General features: G+C 34.4%; 14 protein-coding genes. 2 read left to right on the top strand and 12 right to left on the bottom strand.

All coding sequences use genetic code 11. The features are described 5' to 3' along the window. Positions 1–40: 40 nt before the first annotated feature. Complete coding sequence (locus tag AC3IPI_RS11795; RefSeq protein ID WP_489159124.1) at positions 41–391, bottom strand: arsenate reductase family protein; 351 nt, start codon at positions 389–391, stop codon at positions 41–43. Positions 392–501: 110 nt separating this feature from the next. Between AC3IPI_RS11795 and AC3IPI_RS11790 the strand changes: the two genes are divergently transcribed. Beyond that, a complete protein-coding gene (locus AC3IPI_RS11790; RefSeq protein ID WP_489159123.1) occupies positions 502–1446 on the top strand; it encodes a CPBP family intramembrane glutamic endopeptidase in 945 nt (314 codons plus the stop codon). A gap of 10 nt (positions 1447–1456) precedes the next feature. Further along, the gene (locus tag AC3IPI_RS11785) at positions 1457–2506 is read left to right on the top strand and encodes an AMP-binding protein (RefSeq protein WP_489159122.1); all 1050 of its coding nucleotides are present in this window, start codon (positions 1457–1459) and stop codon (positions 2504–2506) included. 162 nt (positions 2507–2668) lie between these two features. On the opposite strand, the gene AC3IPI_RS11780 is transcribed toward AC3IPI_RS11785, so the two are convergent. The 11 genes from AC3IPI_RS11780 to AC3IPI_RS11730 all read right to left on the bottom strand — a co-directional run bounded on the left by AC3IPI_RS11780 (position 2669) and on the right by AC3IPI_RS11730 (position 15047). After that, positions 2669–4924 (bottom strand): multicopper oxidase domain-containing protein, encoded by a 2256-nt coding sequence (locus AC3IPI_RS11780; RefSeq protein ID WP_489159121.1) that lies wholly within the window; start codon positions 4922–4924, stop codon positions 2669–2671. Positions 4925–4934: 10 nt separating this feature from the next. Then, on the bottom strand, positions 4935–7661 hold the full coding sequence (locus tag AC3IPI_RS11775) for a heavy metal translocating P-type ATPase (protein WP_489159120.1): 2727 nt from the start codon (positions 7659–7661) through the stop codon (positions 4935–4937). Positions 7662–7750: 89 nt separating this feature from the next. Further along, entirely contained in the window at positions 7751–8311 is a 561-nt protein-coding gene (locus AC3IPI_RS11770) for a helix-turn-helix domain-containing protein (protein WP_039115993.1), read from the bottom strand. Then, positions 8312–9175, bottom strand: coding sequence for a DUF3347 domain-containing protein (locus AC3IPI_RS11765; RefSeq protein ID WP_489159119.1), 864 nt, complete (start codon positions 9173–9175; stop codon positions 8312–8314). 120 nt (positions 9176–9295) lie between these two features. After that, positions 9296–9664, bottom strand: coding sequence for a hypothetical protein (locus tag AC3IPI_RS11760; protein WP_489159118.1), 369 nt, complete (start codon positions 9662–9664; stop codon positions 9296–9298). A gap of 370 nt (positions 9665–10034) precedes the next feature. After that, complete coding sequence (locus AC3IPI_RS11755) at positions 10035–11294, bottom strand: Y-family DNA polymerase (RefSeq protein WP_489159117.1); 1260 nt, start codon at positions 11292–11294, stop codon at positions 10035–10037. Positions 11295–11533: 239 nt separating this feature from the next. Continuing rightward, positions 11534–11986, bottom strand: coding sequence for a LexA family protein (locus AC3IPI_RS11750; protein ID WP_409415909.1), 453 nt, complete (start codon positions 11984–11986; stop codon positions 11534–11536). A 75-nt stretch (positions 11987–12061) separates the two neighbouring features. Next, positions 12062–12679, bottom strand: coding sequence for an HPP family protein (locus AC3IPI_RS11745; RefSeq protein ID WP_039115999.1), 618 nt, complete (start codon positions 12677–12679; stop codon positions 12062–12064). Positions 12680–12687: 8 nt separating this feature from the next. Beyond that, on the bottom strand, positions 12688–13965 hold the full coding sequence (locus AC3IPI_RS11740; RefSeq protein ID WP_052259557.1) for a chloride channel protein: 1278 nt from the start codon (positions 13963–13965) through the stop codon (positions 12688–12690). Between the two features lie 117 nt (positions 13966–14082). Beyond that, on the bottom strand, positions 14083–14472 hold the full coding sequence (gene gloA2, locus AC3IPI_RS11735) for an SMU1112c/YaeR family gloxylase I-like metalloprotein (RefSeq protein WP_039116000.1): 390 nt from the start codon (positions 14470–14472) through the stop codon (positions 14083–14085). Further along, positions 14472–15047, bottom strand: coding sequence for a sugar O-acetyltransferase (locus AC3IPI_RS11730; RefSeq protein ID WP_489159116.1), 576 nt, complete (start codon positions 15045–15047; stop codon positions 14472–14474). The genes gloA2 and AC3IPI_RS11730 overlap by 1 nt, the downstream gene beginning before the upstream one ends.

Raw genomic sequence — 15047 nt, 5'->3', positions numbered from 1 at the left:
TTTAAAATGAAAAATCATAAAAATATGTTAACAACCCTCTTTATAATGTTTCTAAAAAAGGTTTTAGCAATTCTAAATCTCTACCAATAATAGCTTTCCCTTCTTTAACAACAATAGGTCTTTCGATTAAGATAGGATTATCGACCATAGCTTGTATAACTTCACTATCGGTCATTGTTTTATTCTTGAAGTTCTCTATCCAGATTTTTTCTTTAATTCGAACCAACTCTATCGGTTTTAAATCTAGTTTTTGAAGCAATTCTTTTAATGCATCAAACGAAGGTGTTTCGGTAAGATATGGGATTATCTCAAAGTCTTGTTTTGTATTCTCGATAAAAGCCAGACAATTTCTTGATTTCCCGCAACGTGGGTTGTGATATATTTGTATCATTTTTATTTTTTTAAAGAAGTAAACGTATTTGAAATAAAAAAAAGTAAATTAGTGCTAGCAAAAATAAGATTTATGCAATAAATCGAAGTACTATTTTAAATTAAAAATACATGTTTCTAGAGCAAGGAGTTAAAGAAGAAAACAAATTTTGGAAATATTTATTAGGTTCCGTCTTTATAATAACCGCATCATTTGTTGGTCAAATTCCGCTTACACTCGCCATACTATACCAAACTCTTATAAACAAAATACCTTATCCTACGAGTGAAGCTGGTATTATGAAGATTTTTGAATCGAATATTACCTTATTTCTTATATTGATTTCGTTTGCATTTGCCTTAGCAGGAATTTACTTTGTGGTACGATATATACATCATCAAACTTTTTTATCGGTAACTACATCTAGACCTAAAGTAGACTGGAATCGTATCTTATTTTCTTTCCTTTTATGGGGAATTATCACTGCTGTACTAACTGTTTTATTTTATTATCTAAGTCCTGAAGATTTTGTAATTAATTTTAAACCTATTCCGTTTGCCATTTTATTTATAATAGGAACTCTTTTAATTCCTATTCAGACTAGTACAGAAGAATATGTTTTTCGTGGGTATTTAATGCAGGGATTTGCAAATCTAGCCCGAAACAAATGGTTCCCGTTACTAATGACTTCGGTAATATTTGGTACTATGCATATTTTTAATCCCGAAGTGTCTAAAATGGGTTATATCGTTATGGTATATTACATTGGGACAGGATTATTTTTAGGAATTATTACTTTAATGGATGAAGGTATAGAACTGGCATTAGGTTTTCATGCTGCCAATAATCTAGTAGGTGCACTATTGGTTACCTCGGATTGGTCGGTATTCCAAACTCATTCGGTTTTTAAAGATATCTCAGAACCATCAGCTGGCGCAGATATTATCTTGCCTGTAATTGTTATATATCCTATCATGCTATACATTTTTAGCAAAAAATACAACTGGACGAATTGGAAAGAAAAATTAACGGGTGAAATCGTTACTAAAAATAAGTCTGAAACTATTAAACTATAACCAAACTCAAATGTCAAAAATAACATATAAAAACGTCCACAATTTCTTCAAATTAAATGGAGACCATTTTAATGGAGAAGACTTATCTCAAATAGCCTATAGTTTCGTTAAAGAAGGCGAAGCTTATGAAAGAGCTATTGGTGAGTTTATCTTAGATTGGTTTGATGAGAAATCTTATATCGAGATAACTACTTCGGGAACAACTGGAGCTCCAAAAGTGATTCAGCTAGAGAAACAAGCCATGATTGAGTCGGCACTTGCAACGGGTGATTTCTTTGATTTGCATCCTGGTGATAAAGCGTTACATTGCTTACCTACTCAATATATCGCTGGAAAAATGATGATTGTAAGGAGTTTAATTCTTGGACTGGATGTCGATTTTGTTGCTCCTAGCCTGCATCCTCTTACAAACAACAATACCAAATACGATTTTGTAGCAATGGTTCCTTTACAGGTTCAAAATTCATTGCCTGCGCTTAAAAATGTAAAAAAACTTATTGTAGGTGGTGCTGCAATGGATGCTACACTTATAAAAAGTGTATCTAAGCTAAAAACTAAGGTGTACGAAACTTACGGCATGACCGAAACGATTACTCATATTGCTGCCAAACAAGTTGGAGAAAAGGCTTTTACCGTTTTACCTCATGTACAAATATCACAAGATGATAGAAATTGCCTTGTTATAAATGCGCCTACAATTTCTAACGAAACAATTATAACCAATGATATAGTCGAGCTAATAAACGACCATCAGTTTATCTTTTTAGGAAGAATTGACAATGTCATTAATAGTGGCGGAATAAAATTAATTCCTGAGCAAATAGAAGAAAAACTTTCGGGTAAAATAGATACCAGATATTTTGTAATTGGTGTTCCTGATACGGCTCTTGGCGAAAAATTAGTTTTGGTTATTGAAGGCGAAAAACATACTATCGACAATGCAATCTTTGACAGTCTGGATAAATATCAAAAGCCAAAAGAAATCATTTTTGTTCCTAAATTTAAAGAGACTGAAAACGGAAAAATCATCCGCAAGAAAAGTTATCTGTATAATTTATAACCCAAGAAAGCGATTAACAAAAAATAACATTTTAGTTTAACCATATAAGTTATGTAAGTCCATTTAAGTTTTTAAAACTTATATTTTCTTATATAACTTATATGGTTTTCTTTTAAAATACAGTTTAGCTTTTCACTTCTCCCATTTCACATTCTACACAATTCAATAATTAAGCGTCAAGCCAAATCCCCAACCCATATCACTATCATAATGTGTAGAGATTCCTGCGTTTTTGGTCAGAATATATTTTAAACCTCCCATATATTCTTTATCTGTATTTACCATAAAAGCCATTCGTATTCTTGGCGAAATCGGAATATCTTCTCGGGATAATTGCAATCGGACATTACCGTCTGTAAAAACTTCGGCTTGAGCGATAACCAACCAAGGCAGGGTATAATCGGCACCAATACTTAATACAGAACGATTGTCTTTAGTATTTTTTTGTCCGAAGATGTTTTTCTCGACCTCATCATGTCCAAATTTTCTATAACGCCAATCGAATCCTATAAATGGCATAAACCATTGATTTTTGCCAATATAACGTCCGATATGAGTTTCAGTTTCATAACCATGCATATCATTATATCCTAATCTCCACTCAGTACCAAAACTCCAACGTGCATTTTGAACCATTGCCCGACCATCGTTTCCGTTTGTAGCAAAATCATTCTCGGCCATAATATGACTCATATTACTTTCTTTTTGCAATTCTCTGTACGCCCATTCTTTATCTGGTAATAACGGATTTGGTGGGGAGTTCTCATAACTAAAAACACGATTCATTCCTGCCATCATGTGATACAAAATATGGCAATGAAAAAACCAATCTCCATCGGCATTGGCACTAAACTCAATCGTATCGGTTTCCATTGGCATAATATCCAATACGTTTTTTAATGGAGAATATTCGCCTTGTCCATTTAATACTCTAAAATCATGACCGTGCAAATGCATTGGGTGTCGCATCATCGAATTATTATACAATACGATTCGTAATGTCTCTCCTTTTTTAATTAATATTTTATCGGATTCAGACAATACTTTATTATCCATACTCCATAAATAGCGATTCATGTTTCCTGTTAACTCAAAACGTAATTCTCTAACGGGAGCATCTTTGGGTAATGTTGTTACCGTAGGCGATTTGAGCATGCTGTAATTTAATGTTGCAATATCTGTAGAACTCGCTTCCATTTGATGGGTAGAATGATTCATTTTTTCTCCGTCGGCCATTTTCATCGGTTCTTCGGGAGTATGTTTCATTTCTTTTGATGCACTTCCTGTAATTTCAGGATACATTACAGCATTCATATCCATCTTTTGCAAGCTCATGCCCATTCCCATCTCGTTCATGGTTCCGTCCATGTTCATCATGCCGTTCATCATTTTCATTCCCTCAAAATAATCGAGTTTTGGCAACGGGCTTGTTAATTGTTTTATGCCAGTTCCTAAATAAATCGATGTTGATTTTGTTCGGTCTTCGGGCGTAGCCAAAAATTCAAAAGCAGTATCATCGGCAGGAATTGTTACAACAACATCATACGTTTCGGATACGCCAATTATCAATCTGTCAACCTCAACAGGAACTACGTCGTTTCCATCATTGGCTACGACCGTAATTTTTCCTCCAGCGTATGTAAGCCAAAAATAAGACGAAGCACCTCCATTGGAAATTCTCAATCTAACTTTATCTCCCGCTTTAAATGGTCTGGGAAATTCATTTTCTTTTTTACCGTTAATTAAAAATGCATCATAATACACATCGCTTACATCCATTGCCATCATACGTTTCCATTCGTTGTTGACTTTAGTTTTAAAGTGACCTGCTTTTATTGCTTCGGTATAACTTTGGGTTGTTCCTTTTTTAATCGCAAACCAGTCCGAAGCATTATGTAACATTCGGTGTACATTATCTGGATTGTAATCTGTCCATTCGCTTATCATTACAGGGATTGTAGGCAAATCATCGATTCCTTTTCTAAAATCAGGATCATCTGTTTTCTTCTTCATTATCAAAGAACCATACATCCCTATTTGCTCCTGCAAACCACTATGACTATGATACCAATGTGTACCATTTTGGATAACAGGAAATTTATACACATAAGTTTCCCCTGGCTTTATAGGCATTTGTGTAAGAAAAGGAACTCCATCTTCCTGATTTGGCAAAAAGATACCGTGCCAATGTAAAGATGTACTTTCCTTTAACTGATTATGCACATGAATTTCGGCGATATCTCCCTCGGTAAAAGTAAGTGTCGGCATCGGAATTTGTCCATTTACAGCAATTGCTCTTTTGGACTTTCCTGTAAAATTCACCAACGTATCTTTTACGTATAAATCATACCTCACAATTTTTTGTGCAGTCGTGCTTATCGCAAAAAGCAACAATATGAGTATTGAATAAATTTTCATTTTTTAGTTTTTAAAGTTTTAAACTTCTCAATCGCAATGCATTCACAATAACTGATACAGAACTAAAACTCATTGCCAAAGCAGCAATCATAGGAGAAAGCAATATTCCGAAAAACGGATATAAAACTCCCGCAGCAACAGGCACACCTAATACGTTGTATATAAAAGCAAAAAATAGATTTTGTTTGATGTTTGCCATTACAGCGTGGCTCAGGTTTTTTGCTTTTACAATTCCTTGCAAATCACCTTTTACCAAAGTAATCTTGGCACTTTCTATCGCAACATCGGTTCCTGTTCCCATCGCAATCCCAATATCCGATTGTGCTAGAGCAGGCGCATCATTTATACCATCTCCCGCCATGGCTACAATTTTTCCTTCGGCTTGTAATTTCTCAATTACTTTTAGTTTATCTTCTGGCAAACAACCTGCTTGAAATGAAGTTAAATGCAATTCGTCGGCAACCGCTTTAGCAGTATTTATATTATCTCCCGTAAGCATAATTACCTCAACTCCTTGTCGCATAAGCTCTTTTATAGCGGCAGCACTGGTTGCTTTTATAGCATCGGTTATAGTAACAAATCCTACTACATTTTTATCTACAGCGATATAAGAAACTGTTTTTCCTAGTTTTTGTTCAGCAATAATTTTCTCTTCGATAGCTCCAGAAACAATTACTCCTACTTGCTCCATTAATTTTTTATTCCCTAATGCAACCTTTTTATCTATAGCAGTTCCAATAACTCCTTTTCCTGCAATGTTTTCAAAATCATCTACTTTTGTCAAAGAGATATTTTTAGCTTTTGCAAATTTAACTACGGCTTCCGCCAAAGGATGTTCACTATACTGATTTAAAGATGCAATGTATTGTAACAGTTCATCCTCTGAATATTGCAGCGCAACAATTTTTTCTACCGAAGGTTTTCCCTCTGTAATTGTTCCCGTTTTATCAGTAATCAGAACATTTACTTTATCCATTTTTTCTAAAGCTTCTGCATTTTTTATCAGAATTCCCGATTGGGCTCCTTTTCCAACTCCTACCATTACAGACATTGGTGTTGCTAAACCCAATGCACACGGACAAGCAATTATCAATACTGCAATTGCATTAATAAAGCCGTAAACCATTGCTGGTTCTGGACCAAATTTTGCCCAGATAAAAAAGGTAAGTACAGAAATGATAACAACAATTGGCACAAAGTATTTAGCAATACTATCGGCTAGTTTCTGGATTGGTGCTCTGGAACGACTGGCATTATTTACCATTTGTATAATTTGCGAAAGCAAAGTTTCTGAACCTACTTTTTCGGCAATCATAACAAATGATTTGTTTCCGTTTATAGTTCCCGAAGACACCACATCACCTACTTTTTTATCAACAGGAATAGGCTCTCCAGTAATCATCGATTCGTCTATCGTACTCTCCCCATCGGTAATTTTTCCGTCTACAGGAATTTTATCTCCGGGTTTTACTCTAAGTAAATCTCCTTTTTTAATATCGTGAATTGCAATTACTTTATCAACTCCATCTATTACCAGAGTCGCTTCTGTAGGAGCGAGTTTTAATAATTCTTTTATAGCACCACTAGTCTGGCTATGTGCTCTTGCTTCTAGCAATTGTCCTAATAAAACCAGTGTAATAATTACTGTTGCTGCTTCAAAATAAAGATGAATTGTTCCGTGTCCCGATTTAAACTCTTCTGGAAATATATCTGGAAAAAACATTCCTACGATACTAAATAAAAATGCCATCCCTGTACCAATCGCGATAAGGGTAAACATATTTAAGTTCCAAGTCACGATTGATTTCCATCCGCGAACGAAAAACATCCAACCTGCATAAAAAATTACAGGAAGCGAGAAAATCAATTGCACCCAATTCCATTTCCCAACATCCATTATTTTTAGCAAAGGATTATCATGCATCATTTCTATCATAGCTATAAAAAAGATAGGAACTGTAAAGAGTATTGCTATTTTCATTTTTTGCAATAACTCTTTATAGACCTTATTCTCTTCGCTATCTGTTGGTTCCATTGGCACTAAATCCATACCGCAAATTGGGCATGCACCTGGTATATTACTTATAACCTCTGGATGCATTGGGCATGTATATTGCTGAACCTGAATAGCTGCTGGCTCTTGTATTAAATCCATTCCGCACACAGGACAATCTCCAGCTTTATCATACATTTTATCGCCTTCACAATGCATCGGGCAATAGTATTTTCCTCCTGCATGATTATGCGGTACAACTTCTTTTTTATGCTCATGTTTATGTCCGTCAGCACTGCAACACGATTTCTCGGCTGGCTTTTCGTGTGCCTGAACTGTTACTGGTTCTTGTACCAAATGCATTCCGCACACAGGACAATCTCCCGCTTTGTCATACATTTTATCGCGTTCGCAATGCATCGGGCAATAATATTTTCCTCCAGCATGATTATGCGCTACAGCTTCTTTTTTATGCTCATGTTTATGTCCGTCAGCACTACAGCATGATTTCTCAGCTGGCTTTTCGTGTCCATGATTCATAGTCATTTCAATGGTGTACTTTCCAACCGCAGTTAATGCTTCTTGCAGTTGCTCCGTCGGAATATGCTTTTCCATCGTGATCGTTGCCAATGGTGGTTCCAAAGTAACACGTGCCTCAATTCCATCGATAGCATTTAATGTTTTTTCTACTTTAGTACGACATCCATCGCAAGTCATTCCTGTGATTGTATAAGTATGAGTCATTGCTTTATTTTTTTATGAATTTTACTTTAACAAATTTCTAAAATAACGCTTCAATAAGCTTGTACAATTTTGGTTATGATTTATAAGATTTACAAATCCTCTATTTGTTTTCGCTTTTTGTCTTTCAACTTTTTATAATAACTTGGTGAAAATCCGGTTACTTTTTTAAATTGATTACTCAAATGTGCCACACTACTATATTGAAGCTGATAAGCAATTTCGCTCAGACTTAATTCATCGTATATAAGTAACTCTTTTACCTTTTCTATTTTCTGAGAGATAAAATATTTTTCAATAGTTGTCCCTTCCACTTCCGTAAAAAGATTACTTAACGAGTTATAATCGTGTTGTAAATTAGTCGATAAATAATGGGATAAATTAGTGCTGAGGTCGTTATTTTTATAATGAACCAATTCGATGATTAAGGTTTTAGTTTTCTCGATAGTCAAACTTTTTTTATCATCTATAAGTTCAAATCCCAAAGAATGCAAGACATTTACTAAATCTTCTTTTAATGAATTTATCTCTTTTTCTTCTATTTCTACCTCACCCAGCTCTACTGCAATCGGATGAAGCCCGAGTTTTTCCAACTCCGACTTCACGACCATTTTACAGCGACTGCAAACCATGTTTTTAATGTATAGCTTCATTTACTTGATAGTTTCTACAGTACTACCACAGCTCAACATTTTCGAACCATAATATGGGTTTTTAATAGCACTTTCTTTACTCAACCAGTTTGCCCCTTTTCCGTTATTTGCCATTGGGCAAAACTGATAATAAGTTGGTGTTTCCCCTTTTGAAACTTTTAATAACGCATATACATTTTTAGATAATGTTCCAAAATGGTCTCTTTGGTGTGTTGCATCTTTTGTATCAGCAATATGTTCGGCATCTTCTTTTAAATCTTTTAAAACTTTCATCCAAACCATGTGAACATCCATTGGTAAACTTTCCATTTTTACCCCATCAATGGCTGTTACTAATGTTTTGGCTTTCGCCGAAGCAGTAGCACCGTCTGTTTTTACCAATGCATCTTTGATTCCAAAATACGCATCAAAAACTGGTTTTAGAATATTTGCTTTTTGATCCACATCCGAAGAAGTCATTTCGTGACCAGAATGCGCTTCATGGTTTATTTTCTCAGCAGGAACAACCATTGCCATTTTTTTATTATTTCGCTCATATTGGCAACATTCAGGAAGTTTAGCATACGCATCATTTGGCGCTAAAAACTCATTGCTATCATATCCCGCTAAAGCAATACGTTTTAATATCTCCTCTTTGTTTGTTTTGGTGGCATCATAAGTAAGCGTTACCATTTTAGAATCTTTGTTCCAATCTACTTCGGCACTATTTTTTAAGTTACCTGCTTTCTCGATTGTTTTCTTACACATTTCGCAATTACCAAATATTTTTACAGTTTCGGTTTTTGCGTTTTTTATTTTTGCATCACATGCAGTAAATGATAACAATGCAACGATTGCTACCAATAAAGTTTTTATCGATTTCATTTTTTTTATAGATTATCTGTCAAGAATGTAAAACTCCTGAACGTTATTTGATATTTATTTTTTGAATACTTAAAGTTAACATTTTCTATTAGACGCACTTATGGCTATCACAGAAAACTTTTAGCTTATTTTTGGCGGAGACCAGATACTATAAAAGCCTGAAGATAAAGCGGCTTCATGAGACTGAAAGAATTGCTTTTTATTCGAAAAATTAAAACAATTTAATGTAGTTTCATTCCATTTTTCGGAAGTAAACATCGAAATAACTGTAACACAACGGCAATTAGAATGATTGCATTTATCGGCACAACCATCTTTTCCTTTTTTATTAGAATTCGAATCACAACAACCATCAGTTGATTTTGTTTGTGCTTTTTCGGTTGTATGCTTCTTTTTTTCAGATTTCATACCACACGCTTCTACTTGCGTTGGCATCAAAAAGAAACCAAGCAAGAAAACAAAAAATAATATGTGCGTTTTTGAAATCATCTAAAATTTTGAAATTCAAAGATACAATATATTTTTTTTAATGATAAAATTATGTGGTTGCTTTGAAAATGGAACGCGGATGACGCGGATTTACTAAAGTAAAGACGCGGATAAAAACGGATTTTTAAAGTAATCCGTAAAGAAAAAAATCCGTTTTTATCCGTGTTTTCGCGATAGCGAATCCGCGTCATCCGTGTTCCGTGTTCCGTGTTTTTTTTGCCACAGATTAAAAGATTAAAATGATTCCTCTCGAAATTTAAAATTTTAAAAATCCGTTTTAATCCGTGTTTTCGCGATAGCGAATCCGTATCATCCGCGTTCCCTTTTTAGACAATCAAAAGAAACACAATACAATTTGAGATTAAAAAAATTAAACCTCTATCGTAATAACATCTTTAAGTTTTGTAGAGAATTTGGGAGATAGTCTTTCTTGTTTCATTTTCCATTGTCGGCCTAATGATTGTACTCCAAATTTGACTTTGTTATCACCATAACTTAAATTCATCTTATCGATAACACTCATCAATGGCTGATGTTTCGGGTTGGAAGTACTAAATAAATTAAGCTGCGTTTCGTCATTTGGCGTTAAGCCCATAACAACAACTCCGGCTCTTTTATAGGAATATCCGGTTTTATAAATTTCCTTTAATCCTCTTTGTGCGGCTTGATTTAGCTCGATTGTGGAGTTGGTCGGAAAGTCGGTATTTATAGTAATACTACGCGAATATTGTGATTGGTCGTTTGCTAAATAATTCGTCTGGATAAAAACTGTTACCATATTGCAATGGCAACCTTGTCGTCTTAATTTCTCGGCACACGAAGCTGTAAAAGTGCTTACTCGTTCTGAAATTTCATCATAAGTAGCATATTTAGTTTCGAATGAGCGTGTAGTCGCAATCATTTTTTTATTTCGAGGTGCTTCTAAATCTAATGTTGGTTTTCCTTCTAACTCATGTTTTAGTCGAAGTCCCACAACAGCCATTTCTTTACGCACCCAGGCATCAGATAATTGTGTAAACTGATAAGCAGTCAGGATATTTTTTTGTTTCAGTCGTTTGGCATGCTTTCTTCCTATTCCCCAAACATCTTCTATTTTTGTCCATTTTAGTGCTTTGATTCTTTTCTCATCGCTATCAATCGAATACACATTCTGAGTTCGTTCAGAAAATTTCCTGGCAATTTTATTTGCCACTTTTGCCAAAGCTTTCGTTGGAGCAAAACCTACACTTACTGGAATTCCTGTACCTCTTGTAATCTTTTTTCGCATGTCGAGTCCCAAATTATGTAAATCGAATAATTCGAAACCTGAGAATTTCAAAAAAGCTTCGTCGATACTATACAGTTCAATATCGGGAGTATACGTTCTAAGCATATTCATTACCCGATTACTCATATCGCCATACAAAGCATAATTAGAAGAATACACATAAATATTCTTTTCTTTAAACAATGCTTCAAATTTAAATGCGGGCGCTCCCATCGGAACTCCTGCTAACTTTGCTTCATCAGAACGCGCAATAACACAACCATCATTATTAGAAAGGATAACGACTGGTTTTCCTATCAAATGTGGTTCGAATACTCTTTGGCAAGAGGCATAAAAATTATTACAATCGACTAAAGCAAACATTGTTTATTTATTTTTGAAACTATTCTTTCTCTCTGTGTGTTGAGACGCACTGCGGTGCGCCTCTACGATTCCTGGATTGCGGAGATTTTAACTACACCTATAAATGACACGCGGATTAAACAGATTCGCTATCGCGAAAGCGCTGAAAAAAACGGATTTTATTAATATTGTAAAAAAATCAGTTTTTTCAGCGTTTTTACGGAGTAAATCCATTTAATCCGCGTTCTATTTCAATACAATTAAAAAGATTTTATCGAATGAACTACAATTCCCCAAATTAAAAGTTCATTTTCGGCTGTCACTTTTATAGGTTCATAATCTTCATTTTCGGCGATAAGCCAAACGATATCTTTTTCTATTTTAATGCGTTTTACAGTGAATTTACCATCGACTTGGCAAACTGCAATTTTGTTATTTTGTGGTTCTAAACTTTTATCAATAATCAACAAATCACCATCATTTATCCCGACATCTTTCATGGAATGTCCTTTTACTTTGGCAAAAAAAGTAGTGTCTTTGTTTTTAATAAATTCTTTGTTGAGGTCTATCGTTAGCTCGATAAAATCATCGGCTGGAGATGGAAATCCTGCGCTAATTCCCACATCAAAAAAAGGAATTTCTAATTTTGATGAGTAATCCGGAATATAAAATTCTAGGGTTGTGTCGTCGTTATTTAAACTTCGTAATTTCATAGTTTCACAAAATTACGGAAGTTATATTTTCGCTGTTAGTATTTAACACTAAATAGTTATCAACGATACCTATCTTTAATTATTTGGAGATGTTTTCTTGCTTAATCTTCTTCGGAATTTATGATACGTATTATGGTATTTATTATGACTTGGATATTTACGATATGAAGTAAGATTATTAAATATCAAAGCTATAATAAGCAATACTGTAACTCCTGTTAATACTGGCGAGATAACATACCAATACCCCAAATCTTTTATCTGGCTGGAACCTGTAACGGCGATAAGTGCAGTTGCTCCTCCTGGTGGATGTAATGTTTTGGTTACTTGCATACAAACAATAGAAAGTGATACTGCCAATGGTGCTGTAATCCAGATAATATCTGGCGCTAGTTGTTGTACTGTTACTCCTATAATTGCCGAAATAACATGTCCTCCTACAAGGTTACGAGGTTGTGAAAACGGACTTCTGACTTCTCCATAAACCAAAACACTCGAAGCTCCAAACGAACCAATTAAGTACACTAAATCTGATCCTGTAAAATGTTGGGTTTGGGTATAAGCAATCAATCCGATACCTACAAATGAGCCTAAGAATGACCAGAATATCTCTTTAGAATTAACTAAAGTTTCTTTGTAAAGTATATATCTTGTTTTTCGGTAGCTTCTTTTTATTTTGGTAACACCCCCCATAAATTATTTTATTTTGATATGCTTGGTAAAAATGTATAAACTGTATGCGGATAAATCATTTTTGCTGTGTACTTAGAAATCAAGCAAACAACTAAGATTGGCAAAAATAAAGTGTAATCATTCGTTAGTCCGCAAACTAAGAATATTGCTGTAAATGGCGCATGAATACTAGCGCTTAAAACAGCTGCCATACCAATTACCATAAAGTTTAACGGAATTACTTGTGCATTAAAAAACGTATTTAAAACTGATGCCAAAAGCAATCCCAAAAATGCCCCGATAAAAAGACTTGGTGCAAAAACACCTCCGTCGCCACCAGAAGCCAATGTTATAGAAGTTACAATAGGTTTTAAAAGTAAAATTCCGATAAAGGTAAAAGTTAATGTAAGCGTTAACGGAATTGCCGAATTTGTAAAAATCCCATTTATTGCATGATATCCTTCTCCATAAAGTTGTGGAAATATAAATAAGGAAACACTAAGAACAATTGAACCTAAAATGATTTTATAATAATGTGTTTCTATCTTAGAGAACTGACCTTTAAAAAACAAAACACAACGAGTTAAATAAACCGAATTTATTCCTGCTAGAATACCTAAAAGGATAAAATACGGAATCGCCTTTAAGTGCCAAGTTGTAATATTTACAGCAAATAATGGTCCTTCGTTTAAAATTGTAATTAACCCGAAAGCTATAGAAACTGCAATTAAATTAGAGATTATAAAAGCTCGTGTTACTTTTCTTGAAATTACTTCGATTGCAAATAAAATCCCCGCAATCGGGCTGCTAAATAATGCTGTAACTCCTGCCGCAACTCCCGCACAAATTAATTCGGTTTTATATTGGCGAAAGATATTTTCTTTTTGTTGTGCTACCGAGCCAATCGTTGCTGTTGCTACAACGGTAGAAACTTCGATTCCTGTAGAACCTCCAAAAATAACCGTCAATAATCCATTAATAAAATGTGATGGAATTTTATAATTAGGTAAATTTTTAGACTTTGATTGGGTACTTTCAAAAACTTCTTTGATCCCTTTATTTTCTTTTTTCTTGAATAAATACTGACGCAAGAAATAAATTACCGAAAGTCCGAAAACAGGGAAAATCACATAAAAAATCGGATTTACCGTAGCTTGATGAAAAAATATTTCTTCGTAATACTCCGTTATTTTCTTGAGAGAAATTCCTAAAAATGCCGAGAGAAAACCAATTAAAACAGAAACAATAACTAATTTTCGAAATTTAATAAATTGATGATTCTTTTTGATTTGCGCCGTTTTGTTCATCAGAAGTTTGAAGTTTAAACTCACTTTTTATAAGTGGTTTGCAAATTTAGAGAAACAGAACCATATTCGATTTAAAACATACGAATATTGCATTTTTTTAACAGTAAAGTAAGAAAATTACCTTTCATAAAATTCTAACGGTAAATCATCTGGATCGGCGATAAAAGTAAATCTTTTTTGGGTAGTTTCGTCAATTCGTATTGCTTCATAAGCGACATTCTTTGATGCTAAAAACGCAATTGTTTCGTCTAGATCAGACACCTCAAAGGCCAAATGACGTAAGCCTGCTCCTTCTGGTCGGGAAGTCCTTGCTGGCGGATTTGGGAACGAAAATAACTCGACAATATACTCTCCATTTAATGCCAAATCAAGTTTATACGACTGGCGTTCTTCGCGGTAAATTTCTCTGATTATAGTTAAACCCATAATCTCGGTATAAAACAATTTGGACTTATTATAATCGCTACAAATAATAGCGATATGGTGTACTTTATTTAATGAAAGCATTATTTATTATTTTCTGATTCTTGATTTAATTTTCGGATAACTTTTGCCGGATTCCCTACTGCAAGCGAATTATCAGGAATATCTTTTGTTACAACCGATCCCGCTCCTATTACGCAACCTTTCCCGATGGTTACTCCCGGACATATTACTGAGTTTCCTCCAATCCAACAATCATCTCCTATAGAAATTGGCAACGCATTTTCGAGTGTTTTTCTTAATTCTGCGTCAAGCGGATGTGTAGCTGTATAAATTTGAACATTGGGTGCAAAAAATACATTCGACCCAATATTAACTGGGGCGCAATCCAAAACAACACAATTTACATTAAAGTAAACATTATCGCCACAAGTAATATTGTATCCATAATCGCAATGAAACGGTGGTTCTATATAAAAACTCTTGCCTGTATTTGGGATTAATTCTTCTAAAATTAGTTTGGCTTTTTTAGTCAAACGGTATTCTGTTACATTTAAACGATGCAGCAAATTTTTAGCTCTTCTACGATCTTTTACTAAAATTGAATCACCAGCTAAGTAGTAATCTCCTGCAATCATTTTTTCTTTTTCAGTTTTCAT

It is taken from the genome of Flavobacterium sp. GL_143, from assembly GCF_057834355.1.
This window is presented reverse-complemented; position numbering and strand designations above follow the sequence as displayed.

Bases quoted from the DNA above. Each gene is read 5' to 3' on its own strand.
- AC3IPI_RS11795 (WP_489159124.1), bottom strand. From the start codon at position 391: ATGATACAAATATATCACAACCCACGTTGCGGGAAATCAAGAAATTGT.
- AC3IPI_RS11790 (WP_489159123.1), top strand. From the start codon at position 502: ATGTTTCTAGAGCAAGGAGTTAAAGAAGAAAACAAATTTTGGAAATAT.
- AC3IPI_RS11785 (WP_489159122.1), top strand. From the start codon at position 1,457: ATGTCAAAAATAACATATAAAAACGTCCACAATTTCTTCAAATTAAAT.
- AC3IPI_RS11780 (WP_489159121.1), bottom strand. From the start codon at position 4,924: ATGAAAATTTATTCAATACTCATATTGTTGCTTTTTGCGATAAGCACG.
- AC3IPI_RS11775 (WP_489159120.1), bottom strand. From the start codon at position 7,661: ATGACTCATACTTATACAATCACAGGAATGACTTGCGATGGATGTCGT.
- AC3IPI_RS11770 (WP_039115993.1), bottom strand. From the start codon at position 8,311: ATGAAGCTATACATTAAAAACATGGTTTGCAGTCGCTGTAAAATGGTC.
- AC3IPI_RS11765 (WP_489159119.1), bottom strand. From the start codon at position 9,175: ATGAAATCGATAAAAACTTTATTGGTAGCAATCGTTGCATTGTTATCA.
- AC3IPI_RS11760 (WP_489159118.1), bottom strand. From the start codon at position 9,664: ATGATTTCAAAAACGCACATATTATTTTTTGTTTTCTTGCTTGGTTTC.
- AC3IPI_RS11755 (WP_489159117.1), bottom strand. From the start codon at position 11,294: ATGTTTGCTTTAGTCGATTGTAATAATTTTTATGCCTCTTGCCAAAGA.
- AC3IPI_RS11750 (WP_409415909.1), bottom strand. From the start codon at position 11,986: ATGAAATTACGAAGTTTAAATAACGACGACACAACCCTAGAATTTTAT.
- AC3IPI_RS11745 (WP_039115999.1), bottom strand. From the start codon at position 12,679: ATGGGGGGTGTTACCAAAATAAAAAGAAGCTACCGAAAAACAAGATAT.
- AC3IPI_RS11740 (WP_052259557.1), bottom strand. From the start codon at position 13,965: ATGAACAAAACGGCGCAAATCAAAAAGAATCATCAATTTATTAAATTT.
- gloA2 (WP_039116000.1), bottom strand. From the start codon at position 14,472: ATGCTTTCATTAAATAAAGTACACCATATCGCTATTATTTGTAGCGAT.
- AC3IPI_RS11730 (WP_489159116.1), bottom strand. From the start codon at position 15,047: ATGAAAACTGAAAAAGAAAAAATGATTGCAGGAGATTACTACTTAGCT.